Annotated in this window: 12 protein-coding genes; 5 read left to right on the top strand and 7 right to left on the bottom strand. The window is 59.1% G+C overall.

Annotated elements, in window-relative coordinates:
- Positions 1-20: 20 nt before the first annotated feature.
- From mscK to acrR, 3 genes are all read right to left on the bottom strand, one after another.
- Positions 21-3,404, bottom strand: a complete 3,384-nt coding sequence (mscK, locus tag ACUXAC_RS17325) for a mechanosensitive channel MscK (RefSeq protein ID WP_454266795.1) — start codon at positions 3,402-3,404, stop codon at positions 21-23.
- Positions 3,405-3,504: 100 nt separating this feature from the next.
- Complete coding sequence (locus ACUXAC_RS17320) at positions 3,505-3,858, bottom strand: DsrE/DsrF/TusD sulfur relay family protein (protein WP_033647269.1); 354 nt, start codon at positions 3,856-3,858, stop codon at positions 3,505-3,507.
- A gap of 11 nt (positions 3,859-3,869) precedes the next feature.
- Complete coding sequence (gene acrR, locus ACUXAC_RS17315; RefSeq protein ID WP_049235198.1) at positions 3,870-4,544, bottom strand: multidrug efflux transporter transcriptional repressor AcrR; 675 nt, start codon at positions 4,542-4,544, stop codon at positions 3,870-3,872.
- 142 nt (positions 4,545-4,686) lie between these two features.
- Here acrR and sdeX point away from each other — a divergent pair, with 142 nt between their 5' ends.
- The 4 genes from sdeX to ykgO all read left to right on the top strand — a co-directional run bounded on the left by sdeX (position 4,687) and on the right by ykgO (position 9,632).
- Positions 4,687-5,874: a multidrug efflux RND transporter periplasmic adaptor subunit SdeX gene (sdeX, locus tag ACUXAC_RS17310; RefSeq protein ID WP_049199912.1), complete on the top strand. Its 1,188-nt coding sequence runs from the start codon at positions 4,687-4,689 to the stop codon at positions 5,872-5,874.
- A 17-nt stretch (positions 5,875-5,891) separates the two neighbouring features.
- On the top strand, positions 5,892-9,038 hold the full coding sequence (gene sdeY / locus ACUXAC_RS17305) for a multidrug efflux RND transporter permease subunit SdeY (protein WP_060440562.1): 3,147 nt from the start codon (positions 5,892-5,894) through the stop codon (positions 9,036-9,038).
- Between the two features lie 186 nt (positions 9,039-9,224).
- Positions 9,225-9,479 (top strand): type B 50S ribosomal protein L31, encoded by a 255-nt coding sequence (locus ACUXAC_RS17300; protein ID WP_004940303.1) that lies wholly within the window; start codon positions 9,225-9,227, stop codon positions 9,477-9,479.
- A gap of 12 nt (positions 9,480-9,491) precedes the next feature.
- On the top strand, positions 9,492-9,632 hold the full coding sequence (gene ykgO / locus ACUXAC_RS17295) for a type B 50S ribosomal protein L36 (protein ID WP_004940304.1): 141 nt from the start codon (positions 9,492-9,494) through the stop codon (positions 9,630-9,632).
- A 108-nt stretch (positions 9,633-9,740) separates the two neighbouring features.
- On the opposite strand, the gene ACUXAC_RS17290 is transcribed toward ykgO, so the two are convergent.
- The 4 genes from ACUXAC_RS17290 to ACUXAC_RS17275 are packed head-to-tail and all read right to left on the bottom strand — an operon-like array spanning position 9,741 to position 12,349.
- Entirely contained in the window at positions 9,741-10,619 is an 879-nt protein-coding gene (locus tag ACUXAC_RS17290) for a metal ABC transporter substrate-binding protein (protein ID WP_197833073.1), read from the bottom strand.
- Between the two features lie 25 nt (positions 10,620-10,644).
- Positions 10,645-11,502: a metal ABC transporter permease gene (locus ACUXAC_RS17285; protein ID WP_038874980.1), complete on the bottom strand. Its 858-nt coding sequence runs from the start codon at positions 11,500-11,502 to the stop codon at positions 10,645-10,647.
- Entirely contained in the window at positions 11,499-12,212 is a 714-nt protein-coding gene (locus tag ACUXAC_RS17280) for a metal ABC transporter ATP-binding protein (RefSeq protein ID WP_454266794.1), read from the bottom strand. Before ACUXAC_RS17280 ends, ACUXAC_RS17285 begins: the two co-directional genes overlap by 4 nt.
- Positions 12,209-12,349 carry a hypothetical protein gene (locus ACUXAC_RS17275; RefSeq protein WP_154292170.1) on the bottom strand — a complete coding sequence of 47 codons (141 nt, stop codon included), beginning with the start codon at positions 12,347-12,349 and terminating at the stop codon, positions 12,209-12,211. Before ACUXAC_RS17275 ends, ACUXAC_RS17280 begins: the two co-directional genes overlap by 4 nt.
- Before the next feature lie 272 nt (positions 12,350-12,621).
- On the opposite strand from ACUXAC_RS17275, the gene ACUXAC_RS17270 reads away from it, so the two are divergent.
- Positions 12,622-12,975, top strand: coding sequence for a hypothetical protein (locus ACUXAC_RS17270; protein WP_342120971.1), 354 nt, complete (start codon positions 12,622-12,624; stop codon positions 12,973-12,975).
- Positions 12,976-13,015: the final 40 nt, after the last annotated feature.

Raw genomic sequence — 13,015 nt, 5'->3', positions numbered from 1 at the left:
CTTTCGTCTTTCAACGCTTATCAGCCCGCCGTCTGGCCGCCTTCATCCGGCGACAGCGTTCTTTTCACTTCCTGCACTTCGTTGCCCTGCTGGTTATGCAGATAGACCTCCAGCTGATTGAAGGCGATGTCGATGTCGTTTTCCCGACACAAGCGGTCAATTGAGCGATTCAGTTCGTCCACCGTGTAGCTGCGATCGCGCAGTTCGCGCACATACAGCCGCAGTTCGTGATCCAGCGTGCTGGCGCCGAAGTTGAGGAAGAACACCTGCGGTTCGGGATCGGTCATCACCCGCGGGTTGTCGTGCGCCGCCTGCAGCAGCACCTTTTTCACCTTGTCGAGATCGGAACCGTAGGCCACGCCCACCTTGATCAGCACGCGGGTGATGGTGTCGGACAGTGACCAGTTGATCAACCGCTCGGTGACGAACGCCTTGTTCGGAATGATCACCTCTTTGCGATCGAAGTCGGTAATGGTGGTGGCGCGAATGCGGATCTTGCTGACCGAACCGGAGAAGGTGCCGATGGTGATGGTATCGCCGATGCGGATCGGGCGTTCGAACAGAATGATCAGGCCGGAGACGAAGTTGGCGAAGATTTCCTGCAGGCCAAAGCCCAGCCCGACCGTCAGACCGGCGGCCAGCCATTGCAGTTTGTCCCAGGAGACGCCCAGCGATCCCAATGCGACCACCGCGCCCACGGCGGTGATCAAGTAAGTGAGCACGGTGGTGATGGCATAGGATGCCCCCTGCCGCAGCTGCAGCCGCGACAGCACCACCACCTCCAGCAAACCGGGCAGGTTGCGGGTGAGCACGTAGGCGACGATCACCGCGGCGATCGCCACCATCATGTTGCCCAGCGTCACCGCCTGCGACACGCTGCTGCCCGCCACGGTGCTGGTGTAATGCCACAGCGTGATGCTGTCCAGGTAAGCGATGACCGTCACCAGATCCGACCAAATGGCGTAGAAGGCGCTGGCGAAGATAGCAAACAGCACCAGGGTGGTCAGGCGCAGCGACTGCTGGTTGATCTGATCGAGCGCCAACGGCGGCTCCTCCACCACCGGCTCGCCGCCTTCGGCCCCCTCCTTCGCCACGTTTTGCCGCCGCGCCAACGCGCGCCGGTAGGCCAGACGCCGCGCCGCCACGCTCAGGCCGCGCAGCGCGGTCAGGTACACGATATTCCACAGGAAGAACAGATACAGGCTGTCTATCCAACGGCTGGCCAGCCGCAGCGTGGTATAGAAGTAGCCGGCGAACATCAGCCCCAGCAGGATCAGCGGCGTGGCGGCGAGCGCGGTGACCACCACCAGCCGCACGGCGTGCGAGCCCTTTTCACGCCAGCTGTCGCGGCACAGCGGGAACACCAGCACCGTGAGCAGCGCCAGCGTCAACATCACCACGATCTGGCCGATGACGTCTTCCACCAGGCGCAGCGGCGCTTTTTCGCCCAAGACCGACCAGAAGATCAGCGGCTGCAGCGCCAGCCCCAGCCGCAGCGTCTGGCGGCGGTAATGCGCGCACAGGTTGGCGCCGAAGTTGAAATGCCGCTCGGCGATGCCGCCCGGTTTCAGCATGCGGTAGCTGAAGCCGAACACCAGCCATGACAGCGCCAGCTGCTGCGACAGCGCCCAGATAAAGTCGCTGATGCCGAAGTCCGCGCGATACATCCAGAAACCGACGCCGAGCAGCAGCGCGGCGCCGGGCAACACCTTCAGCAAGGTCAGCGCGATGGCCTTCGGCGTATGCAGCTGGCCATCGCGTTTAAGCTGCCCCACATCGTTGGCCAGCTTTTGCAGATGGCCGTCGATCAGCCGGTAGCGCCAGCGCAATAGCCCGATCGCCACCAGCATCGGGATCAGGAACACCAGCGCATTCAAACCGCCCTGCACTAGCTTGCCGCCATCGAATTTGATATCGAGCCCGGCGAGCTGATCGCGCACCGCCTCAGGCATCGCCTTCAGCCACGCCAGATCGACCGGCTTGTTGCTGTTGACCCAGAAAATCTGCTGGGTCAGCGTATCCTGCAACGAACCGTAGACGCTGGTCAGCTGCTGCTGGTTGATCTGCAGGTTGATCGATAACGACAGCTGGTTGCTGAGCTGCTTGTTCAACTGATCCAACAGCTCGCGGCGCATGTCGACAATTTCGTTCAGCGCGTCGATCACTTCCGGGCCCGCCTTTTCCTTGCTTTCGGCCACCAACTGATTGATGTAATCCTCCCCCTTGAACAGATCGTCGCGTTGCTGATTGATATCGAACTGCTCCAGCCGCAGATCGGCGATGCGCGTGTCTATATCCGCCAGCAGCGTGCCCTGCGGCAGGCTCTGCTGCTGCTGATACAGAATGCGCGACAGCACCAGGCTGCCCTTCAGCACCTGAATCTGCTCTTTCAGGTTACGTTCCGCCTGCAGACCGCGATCGAGCCAGTTTTTGACCCGAATATTCTGCTGGAACAGGGTATTGCTCTCTTCGGTGGCGGCGATCAGCTGCTGACTCAGCTGGCGGTTGACGTCCAGCTGCTTGCTGACCAACTGATCGTGCTGGATATCGGTGGCGTCTTCCGGGTTCTGCGCCTCTTTGGCGGTTTTTTCAGACAGCGTCAGGCGCTTGCTGTTGACGAGCTCCTGCAGCAGCTGCACCGACCTATCCAGCGCGTCGATATGCGCCGTGGTGTAATCGCGCTGTTTTTGCAGCAGATCTTGTAGCGTGGTATTGGCTTCCAGGCTCTTGCGCTGCAGCTCCAGCTGCGCGTTGAGCAGCGCCTGTTCGGTGTTCAGCATCACCTGCTGGCTGTTGCGCAGCGAATCTTGCCCCGGCGTCTGGCCGCTGAGCTGGCTGCGGATCTCCTGCAGGCGCTGCGAAGCGGCATACATGGTGCTCTGCACCCGTTCAGGCTGGGTTTGCAGCGACACCAGTTGGCTGTTGTAGGTGGAGAGGCTCTCCTGCGCGCTTTGCAGCTCGTCGAGCGTTTGATACAGCCGGCTTTCCAGCTGGCGCAGCGACAGCGGCAGCAGCGCGGCGCGCGCGGCCGCGTTGTCCGTCGGCCGCTTCAGCGCATCCAGTTCGGCGGTGACCTGATTGAGCTTCGCCGGCGCCTGCTGCACCTGCTGTTTAAGCTGTGCGGCGTCCTGCCGGTTGCGCTCGATGGCGTCCAGCAGCTCCAGCGTACGGGTTAAATCCTGTTGGGAGAGCTTTTCGACCGGCGTCAGGGCTTTTTGCTTGTTCAGCGTTTCCAGCTGGCTTTGCACTTCGCTGCGCTGCGGCAGATCGCCGTTCAGCGCCGCCTGTGCCGGCAAGCAACACGCAAAAATCAGGAAAAGGAGTGTCACGGCGGCGATGCGCCGCCGGCATGCGCCGACAAACGTGAGCGGCGTCAGAGAAGGCAGAGTCAACCAGCGATGCATGATTTGGCTTCGGATCGGTAAAGAAGCCTGAAGATTATCACGACCGCCGGCGGGCAACGAACAACAAAAACGTTGCCGGTGATGTCTCGTTGTCGCGAAATCAGAACGTCAGCACTTTCTCCGCCGCCAGCGTCCACTGCGCCAGCTCGACCAGCGTACCGATCGCCACGCCGTCCGCCAGCGGCAAGCGGCTGACGCCGCGCGCGTCGGCACAGGTCTTGCAGAGCTTGACCGGCACCTGCTGCGCGGTGAGGATCTCCAGCATCTGCTGCAGGTGATACCCTTCGTGCGGCTGCTGTCCGGCCAGCCCGGCCACCACCGCGTCGGACATCAGAAACAGCCGCAGGTCGAGGCTACTCTGCTGCTCTTTCATGGCGATGGCCAACCGCAGCGCATTGAACAAGGATTCATGGCCATAGGCGGCGCCATTGGCGATGAGAACGATGGATGACATGAAATCTCTCCTTATAAAGGAAGGCGGTCGGCGTCAGGCGTCGCCGCGTCGGGTTTGAGGCGCAAGGTGGGGCAAAACTGCAGCATCTCCAGAAACGCGTCCACCAGCGCTTCGGCTTCGGCCCGCAGATCGAAACTTTCCGGCATAAACAGCCAGTTTTCCATCAGGCCGGTAATATAACCGCGCAGGATGATCGCCGCACGGCGGGTATGTAAATCGGCGGGCAATTGCTCGTGGTGAATGCAGTTATACAGCACCGCTTCAATGCGTTCGTAGCCGGCGAGGTACAGCACCTTGCGCGAATCCAGCAGCGGCATCATTTCACCGACAAACTCGCATTTGTGGAATATAATTTCCATCAACGCCCGTCTACGGCCGTCTTCAACCGTAGACGTCAGAATGTAAATCAGAATTTCTCGGATAACCCGCAGTGGATTATCGGGAAACTTTGCCTGATACTCTGTTTCGAGCTGGTCAATTTTCGGCTCGGTAGATTCCCAAACTTCATTAAACAGGTCTACCTTATTCTTGAAGTGCCAGTAGATGGCTCCACGCGTAACCCCGGCAGCGGTGGCAATATCTGTCAGTGACGTTGCAGCAACGCCACGTTCAGAGAACTCTCTCACCGCAGCATCAAGGATTTGCTGTCGGGTTTCTTGCGCCTGCTGTTTGGTTTTTCGTGCCATGGCATTGTTATTTAGGGGGAGTGTGATTTACATACATTCGCGAATGTATGTACCATAGCACGCACATATAATTAACGCAGCAATGGGTTTTAAAGCTTGTGATCCATTGATCATTTTGAAATCGGACACTTGAGGTTTTTCTATGAACAAAAACAGAGGGTTAACGCCTCTGGCGGCCGTTCTGATGCTTTCAGGCAGCTTAGTGCTAACAGGATGTAACGATAAAGAAACCCAACAGCAAGGCGCCCACCAGCAGGCTCCTGAAGTGGGCGTGGTGACCTTGAAGGCCGAGCCTCTCAACATCACTACCGATCTTCCTGGCCGTACCGCTGCGTATCGTATCGCCGAAGTTCGCCCTCAGGTCAGCGGCATCATCCTGAAGCGCAATTTCGTTGAAGGCAGCGATATCAAGGCCGGGACGTCCCTGTACCAAATCGATCCCGCCACCTATCAGGCCAGCTACGACAGCGCAAAAGGCGATTTGGCCAAAGCACAGGCCAGCGCTTCCATCGCGCGCGTGACGGTAAACCGCTACAAGCCATTGCTGGGTACCAGCTACATCAGTAAGCAGGACTACGACAACGCCGTCTCCACGCTGCAGCAGGCGGATGCCGCCGTGGTGGCCGCCAAGGCCGCCGTGGAAACCGCGCGCATCAACCTGGCATACACCAAGGTGACCTCCCCGATCTCCGGCCGCATCGGCAAGTCCGCCGTGACCGAAGGCGCGCTGGTCAGCAACGGCCAGGCGACCGCACTGTCCACCGTGCAGCAGCTGGATCCGATGTATGTCGACGTCACCCAGTCGAGCACCGACTTCCTGCGCCTGAAGCAAGAACTGGCCAGCGGCGCGCTGAAGCAGGAAAACGGCAAGGCCAAGGTGAAACTGATGCTGGAAAACGGCGCTGAATACGCGCAGGAAGGTACGCTGGAGTTCTCCGACGTCACCGTCGATGAGACCACCGGCTCCATCACCATTCGCGCCCTGTTCCCTAACCCGAACGATACGCTGCTGCCGGGCATGTTCGTGCGCGCCCGTCTGGACGAAGGCGTACGCAGCGATGCGCTGCTGGTGCCTCAGCAAGGCGTTACCCGCAACCCGCGCGGCGACGCGACGGCGTTGGTGGTCGGGGCAGACGACAAAGTTGAGCTGCGCACGCTGAAGGCAGACCAGGCGATTGGCGACAAATGGCTGGTTACCGATGGGCTGAAAGCCGGCGATCGCGTGATCGTCTCCGGCCTGATGAAAGTGCATCCGGGCGCGCAGGTAAAAGTGCAGGAAGTTGACACTCAGGCGCAAAAACAGCCGCAGTCTGAAGCGCAGAAGTCATAAAAAGGAGCCTGTAATACATGGCTAAGTTCTTTATAGATCGCCCAATTTTCGCCTGGGTAATCGCCATCATCGTCATGTTGGCGGGGGTGCTTGCAATAATGAAACTGCCTATCGCGCAGTATCCCACTATTGCACCGCCGGCGGTGAGCATTTCCGCCAACTACCCGGGCGCAGATGCCAAAACGGTGCAGGATACCGTCACGCAGATTATCGAACAGAACATGAACGGTATCGATAACCTGATGTACATGTCCTCCACCAGTGATTCCTCTGGTAGCGTCACCATTACCCTGACGTTTGATTCCGGCACCGATCCTGACATCGCGCAGGTTCAGGTCCAGAACAAACTGTCGTTGGCCACCCCGTTGCTGCCGCAAGAAGTTCAGCAACAGGGCCTGAAAGTAGAAAAATCCAGCAGCAGCTTCCTGATGGTGGCCGGCTTCGTTTCCGACGATCCGAACATGACTCAGGACGATATTGCGGACTATGTGGCGTCCAACATCAAGGACCCGATCAGCCGTTCGTCCGGCGTAGGTGAAGTGCAGCTGTTCGGTGCCCAGTACGCGATGCGTATCTGGCTGGATCCGAACAAGCTGAACAACTACCAACTGACGACCACGGACGTAACCTCCGCCATCACCGAGCAGAACAACCAGATCGCCGCTGGCCAGCTGGGCGGCCTGCCGCCGGTGCCGGGGCAGCAGTTGAACGCCTCGATCATCGCGCAGACCCGTCTGACTTCACCGGAAGAGTTCGGCAAGATCCTGCTGAAGGTGAATACCGACGGTTCCCAGGTGCGCCTGCGCGACGTCGCTCACATCGAGCGCGGCGCGGAAAGCTACGCGGTTACCGCTCGCTATAACGGCAAGCCTGCCGCCGGTCTGGGTATCAAACTGGCTACCGGTGCCAACGCCCTGAACACCGCCAAAGGTGTGAAAGACGAGTTGGCCAAGATGGCGCCATTCTTCCCGCAAGGGATGAAAGTGGTTTATCCGTACGACACCACCCCGTTCGTGAAAATCTCCATCAACGAAGTGGTGAAAACGCTGATCGAAGCCATCATCCTGGTATTCCTGGTGATGTATCTGTTCCTGCAGAACTTCCGCGCGACGCTGATCCCAACCATCGCGGTGCCGGTGGTACTGCTGGGGACCTTTGCGATCCTTGCGGCGTTCGGCTTCTCGATAAACACCCTGACGATGTTCGGCATGGTGTTGGCGATCGGCCTGCTGGTGGATGACGCCATCGTGGTGGTGGAAAACGTCGAGCGCGTCATGTCCGAAGAGGGGCTGCCGCCGAAAGAAGCGACCCGTAAATCGATGGGCCAGATCCAGGGCGCGCTGGTGGGTATCGCCATGGTGCTGTCGGCAGTATTCGTGCCGATGGCGTTCTTCGGCGGTTCAACCGGCGCCATCTATCGCCAGTTCTCGATCACCATCGTGTCCGCGATGGCGCTGTCGGTGCTGGTGGCCTTGATCCTGACGCCGGCGCTGTGCGCCACCATGCTCAAACCGATCCCGAAAGGCGATCACGGGGTTAAAACAGGCTTCTTCGGCTGGTTTAACCGCATGTTCGAGAAGAGCACGCATCACTATACCGACAGCGTGGGCAACATCCTGCGCAGCACCGGCCGTTATCTGATCATCTACCTGCTGATCGTGGTTGGCATGGGCCTGCTGTTCCTGCGCCTGCCTTCCTCGTTCCTGCCGGACGAAGATCAGGGCATCCTGTTGACCATGGTGCAGCTGCCTGCCGGCGCCACCGAGTCCCGCACCAACAAAGTGCTGGAAGAAGTCTCCGACTACTTCCTGAACAAGGAAAAGGACAACGTGGTTTCGGTGTTTACCGTCGCGGGCTTCGGCTTCAACGGTAACGGCCAGAACAACGGCCTGGCATTCGTCAGCCTGAAAGACTGGGGCGAGCGTCCAGGGGCCGGGAACAAGGTCGAAGCGATCGCGGGCCGTGCCATGGGCGCGTTCTCGCAGATTAAAGAAGGCCTGGTGTTCCCGTTCAACCTGCCGGCGATTATCGAACTCGGTACCGCAACCGGCTTCGACTTCGAGCTGATTGACCAGGGCGGCCTGGGGCACGAGAAACTGACCGAAGCACGTAACCAGCTGTTGGGCATGGTTGCTCAACATCCGGACGTGCTGGTTGGCGTGCGCCCGAACGGCCTGGAAGATACGCCGCAGTTCAAACTGATCGTCGATCAGGAGAAAGCCAAGGCGCTGGGCGTCAGCATCACCACCATCAACAGCACGCTGAGCACCGCCCTGGGTGGTTCGTACGTCAACGACTTCATCGACCGCGGTCGTGTGAAGAAAGTGTACGTACAGGCCGAGGCGCCGTTCCGTATGCTGCCGGAAGACATCAACAAATGGTACGTGCGCGGTACGAGCGGCCAGATGGTGCCATTCTCCGCCTTCTCTTCGGCGAAATGGGAATACGGCTCACCGCGTCTGGAACGCTATAACGGCTTGCCGTCGATGGAAATTCTGGGCCAGGCCGCACCGGGCAAGAGTACCGGTGAAGCGATGAACCTGATGGAACAGCTGGCGTCCAAACTGCCAAGCGGCATCGGTTACGACTGGACCGGCATGTCCTATCAGGAACGTCTGTCGGGCAACCAGGCGCCGGCGCTGTACGCCATCTCGATTCTGGTGGTGTTCCTGTGTCTGGCGGCGCTGTATGAAAGCTGGTCCGTGCCGTTCTCGGTCATGCTGGTATTGCCGCTGGGGGTTATCGGTGCGTTGCTGGCCGCGACGATGCGCGGCATGAACAACGACGTGTACTTCCAGGTGGGGCTGCTGACCACCATAGGCCTGTCGGCGAAGAACGCCATCCTGATCGTGGAATTCGCCAAAGACCTGATGGAGAAAGAAGGCAAAGGCCTGATCGAAGCGACGTTGGAAGCGGTGCGTATGCGTCTGCGTCCAATCCTGATGACGTCTCTGGCCTTCATCCTCGGGGTTCTGCCGCTGGTTATCAGCAGCGGTGCAGGTTCCGGCGCACAGAACGCGGTAGGTACCGGCGTAATGGGCGGGATGATCACCGCCACCGTCTTGGCGATCTTCTTCGTACCGGTGTTCTTCGTGGTGGTTCGCCGCCGCTTCAGCAAGAAGAGCGAGGACCTGGAACACAGCCATCCGGTAGAGCACCACTGATCGCTCAGTGATGTAAGCTCCACCCGATAATCGAAAAGGCCGCGCATGCGGCCTTTTTCTTTTGCTTCAGTTGCTTAATGCAAACCGTTCTCATTAATTCACTCTTGTGTGCAATTTGCGCTTGATCGCGATGCCAGGTCGGCGCATAATTATTGTTATAGTATAACATTACATGAGAGAGCCATTATGAAACCCGGCATCCATCCCGATTATCGCACCGTGGTGTTCCACGACGTCAGCGCCAATGCCTACTTCAAAGTGGGATCGACCATCAAAACCGATCGCACCATCGAGCTGGACGGCGAAAGCTGGCCGTATGTCACCCTTGACGTCTCTTCTGCTTCGCATCCGTATTACACCGGCAAGCAGAAAGACTATTCCAAAGAAGGCAGCACGGCGCGTTTCCAGCAGCGCTTTGGCCGCTTTATCGGCAATAAGTAACAAGGAAATCCCATGCAGGTATTGAGTTCATTGCGTTCGGCGAAAAACCGCCACCCTGATTGCAAAGTCGTGCGCCGTCGTGGCCGCATCTATGTGATCTGTAAAAGCAATCCGCGATTCAAAGCGGTACAGGGACGTAAGAAAAAGCGTTAACTCCAAAGTGTCATCTGTCGCAAAGCCCCGTTGCTGCTCAACGGGGCTTTTTTTTTATGGCGAGAAAGTGCCTGCAAGCCGTCCCCCGCCGGCAGGCGGGGGCGGAGATTACTTCATGCTGCTCAGCAGTGCGTCGACATTGTGCTTGAACGCCTGCTCATAGGTGGCCGCCGGGCCGCCCGCGCGGGAGAGCGCTTCAGGGTACAGCTCGCCGCCCGCCTTGGCGCCGGTGGCGGCGGCGATCTGTTTCACCAACCGCGGATCGGTCTGATTTTCGATAAAGTAAGCGTTGACCTTTTCCTGCTTGATCTGCTTGATCAGGCCCGCCACGTCGCTGGCGCTGGCTTCGGCCTCGGTGGAAAACCCGACCGGGGCAAGGAAGGTGACGCCGTACTCTTGCCCAAAGTAGCCAAACGCATCATGGCTGGTCAGCACCTTGCGTTTCTGTGGCGGTACTGCCGCGAACTGGGTTTTGGCCCACAGGTCCAGCTTTTGCAGTTGCTGAATATATTCGGCTCCGCGCTGACGAAAATAGTTGGCATCTTCGGGATCGGCGGCAATCAGGGCGTTCATCACGTTGGTGGCGTACTGCACGCCGTTTTTCATGCTGTTCCAGGCGTGAGGATCGGTAATCGGTTTGCCGTCCTCCTCCATTTGGCGGGTGCTGATCCCCTGTGAAGCGGTGATCACCTGCCCTTTATAACCCGAAGCGCTGACCAGACGATCGATCCACCCTTCCAGTCCCAGGCCGCTGACGAACACCACATCAGCCTGAGCCAGCGTCTTGCCGTCCTGCGGCGAAGGCTCGAAACTGTGCGGATCGCCATCCGGCCCTACCAGCGTGCTAACCTTGACGTGATCGCCTCCCACCTGTTTGACGATATCGCCCAGAATGGAAAAGCTGGCGACGGCGTCGACGGTCTTCGCCATCGCCAATGGGCTGGCCAGCAGAGCAGCAACCGCCAGCGATATAGGTAAACGTTTCATACTTTCTCCTTGCAAAGGGCACTTCTCAACGGCGCGCGAAGGCGCAAATGCCTCCGCGCGTTCCAAACAGGATCGAGACGAAAAAGATGACGCTGGCGCTGAGCACGATCGCCGGGCCGGCAGGCAATGACGCGTAATAGGACCACACCAGCCCAATCACGCTGGAAAGCGCGCCGATGCCCATCGCCGTCGCCAGCGTCTGCGGCAGATTGCGCGCCCAGAAGCGCGCGCTGGCGGCGGGCAACATCATCAGCCCCACCGACATTAAGGTGCCAAGGATCTGGAATCCCGCCACCAGATTGACCACCACCAGCGCCAGAAACAGGCCGTGGATCAGCGCCAAGCGGCGCGGCGCGTTGACGCGCAGAAAAGTCACGTCGAAGGATTCGATCACTAACGCACGATACAGCGCCGCCAGCGCCAGCAGCGAAACCGAGGCGATCGCACCGACCATCACCATGGCCTGCGCATCCACCGCCAGAATCGAACCGAACAGCACGTGCAGCAGATCCACGCTGGAACCGCGCAGCGAGACCAGCGTGACCCCCAGCGCCAACGACCCCAGATAGAACCCGGCAAAGCTGGCATCCTCTTTCAGCGGCGTGCGGCGGCTCACCAGGCCGGACAGCATCGCTACCGCCAGCCCGGCAATAAAGCCGCCCACGCCCATCGCCACCAGCGACATGCCGGAGATCAGATAGCCGATCGCCGCGCCCGGCAACACCGCGTGTGACAAGGCATCCCCTACCAGGCTCATGCGGCGCAGCAGCAGAAACACGCCCAGCGGGGCGGCGCTGAGCGACAACGCCAGGCACGCCATGAGCGCGCGGCGCATAAAACCGAAAGAGAGGAAAGGATCGATAAGCGCATGCCACAGCATCATGGCGCCACCGCCCGCAGGTCAGGCTGCCGTTCGGCGGCATGATACCTCGGCACCTGTTCCAGCACCCGCTCAGCCGCGCCCCAGTGGCAAGCCTGCGGCGTCAGCAACAGCGCCTGCGGAAAATGCTCGGCAACCATCGACATATCGTGCAGCACGGCAATCACCGTTCTCCCCTGCCGGTGCAGTTGCGCAATCGCCTGCAGCAAAATCTGCGTGGTGGCGCTGTCGATGCCGGTAAAAGGCTCATCCAGCAGGATCAGCGGCGCCTGTTGGACCAGCAGGCGCGCAAACAGCACTCGCTGCAGCTGGCCACCGGACAGCTCGCCCACCGGGCTGCGCGCCAGCGCACTCATGCCAACGTTCGCCAGCGCCTCATTGACCCGGCTCGTCGCACGCTTGTTCATGCCGCCGAACATGCCGCTTTGCGGCCAACAGCCCATCGCCACCAGATCGCTCACCGCGATGGGGAACTGCCGATCCAGTTCCGCCTGCTGCGGTAAATACGCTCTGCGCGGTGGCTTTCCGCCGCTAAAACTCAGGCAGCCCCCCAACGGCGGCAACAATCCGGCGAAGGTTTTCAGCAGCGTCGACTTACCCGCCCCGTTGACGCCCACCACCGCGGTTAACGATCCGGCAGTAAACTGCCCGCTCAGCGGCGGGAAAAGTGGCGTGGCCCCATAGCCTATCGCCAACTGACGCAAGGTGATCATGGCAGCGACACCGCCCAGAAAATGCCGAGCCACAGCAGGGCCAGCAGCGCAACGGCCCCCGCACAGCGCACGGCAGCGGAGGTGGTAAACAGCGAATTCAGTGACGACGCGGCGTCATGTTGTGAAGAGGGAGTCAATGTCGTGATCAACGCGATGAATTAATGGTTATAATATAACATCACACTCACTGCGACGTCTCAAGCTCTGCCGTGCCAATTAATGCAACGGAACGTAACAGCCCCGCGCAGCGCGCTCTCCCCCGCCACGTTCCCCCTTATCAACCTCAGGGATATTCCCGTTCGACAGAAATGTTGGCATAGGGTAAAGAACTGCGGTAAATCGAAAAATTTACCGACGAGGCCGGAAAAGGAGTAAGATAAGCAGATAACATTGCTGTTGGCCGAGATTAATGCTTGTTACCCTTGCCTGTAGCCTGGAAGTGAACGCACTTTCTGTTAAAAAATTAAAGAAAGTGATTAATGACAATATAGCGGAGTTAGTGCCGGCGCTGACCAGCGGACTCAGTTTTTATTCTGAAAGCGCACGCTATGCCGAGGATTCATTAGAAATACTTGATATAGTGCCACAAGGTGACGGCGGTTATTCAATGAGTTATCGCTATAAGTGGGGCATTTTTAATGCCTGTCTGGATATCAACAGCGAAGATATCATCAACGACAGCGTCCGGTTTCGAGTGACGGAGCGGGGTTTAATCTTCGACATCATTGATAACTCACGTCCATCAACTGCGGATGAATTGTAAGTTTACGTAATAACTGCAGGCCAAACGCGAAAAAATGATT

This window comes from Serratia sp. 121840015-1, assembly GCF_053627655.1.
This window is presented reverse-complemented; position numbering and strand designations above follow the sequence as displayed.

Coding starts and splice junctions, on each gene's coding strand:
- acrR (WP_049235198.1), bottom strand. CDS start 4,544: ATGGCACGAAAAACCAAACAGCAGGCGCAAGAAACCCGACAGCAAATC.
- ACUXAC_RS17285 (WP_038874980.1), bottom strand. CDS start 11,502: ATGATGCTGTGGCATGCGCTTATCGATCCTTTCCTCTCTTTCGGTTTT.
- ACUXAC_RS17270 (WP_342120971.1), top strand. CDS start 12,622: ATGCTTGTTACCCTTGCCTGTAGCCTGGAAGTGAACGCACTTTCTGTT.
- sdeX (WP_049199912.1), top strand. CDS start 4,687: ATGAACAAAAACAGAGGGTTAACGCCTCTGGCGGCCGTTCTGATGCTT.
- ACUXAC_RS17290 (WP_197833073.1), bottom strand. CDS start 10,619: ATGAAACGTTTACCTATATCGCTGGCGGTTGCTGCTCTGCTGGCCAGC.
- mscK (WP_454266795.1), bottom strand. CDS start 3,404: ATGCATCGCTGGTTGACTCTGCCTTCTCTGACGCCGCTCACGTTTGTC.
- ykgO (WP_004940304.1), top strand. CDS start 9,492: ATGCAGGTATTGAGTTCATTGCGTTCGGCGAAAAACCGCCACCCTGAT.
- ACUXAC_RS17320 (WP_033647269.1), bottom strand. CDS start 3,858: ATGTCATCCATCGTTCTCATCGCCAATGGCGCCGCCTATGGCCATGAA.
- sdeY (WP_060440562.1), top strand. CDS start 5,892: ATGGCTAAGTTCTTTATAGATCGCCCAATTTTCGCCTGGGTAATCGCC.
- ACUXAC_RS17300 (WP_004940303.1), top strand. CDS start 9,225: ATGAAACCCGGCATCCATCCCGATTATCGCACCGTGGTGTTCCACGAC.
- ACUXAC_RS17280 (WP_454266794.1), bottom strand. CDS start 12,212: ATGATCACCTTGCGTCAGTTGGCGATAGGCTATGGGGCCACGCCACTT.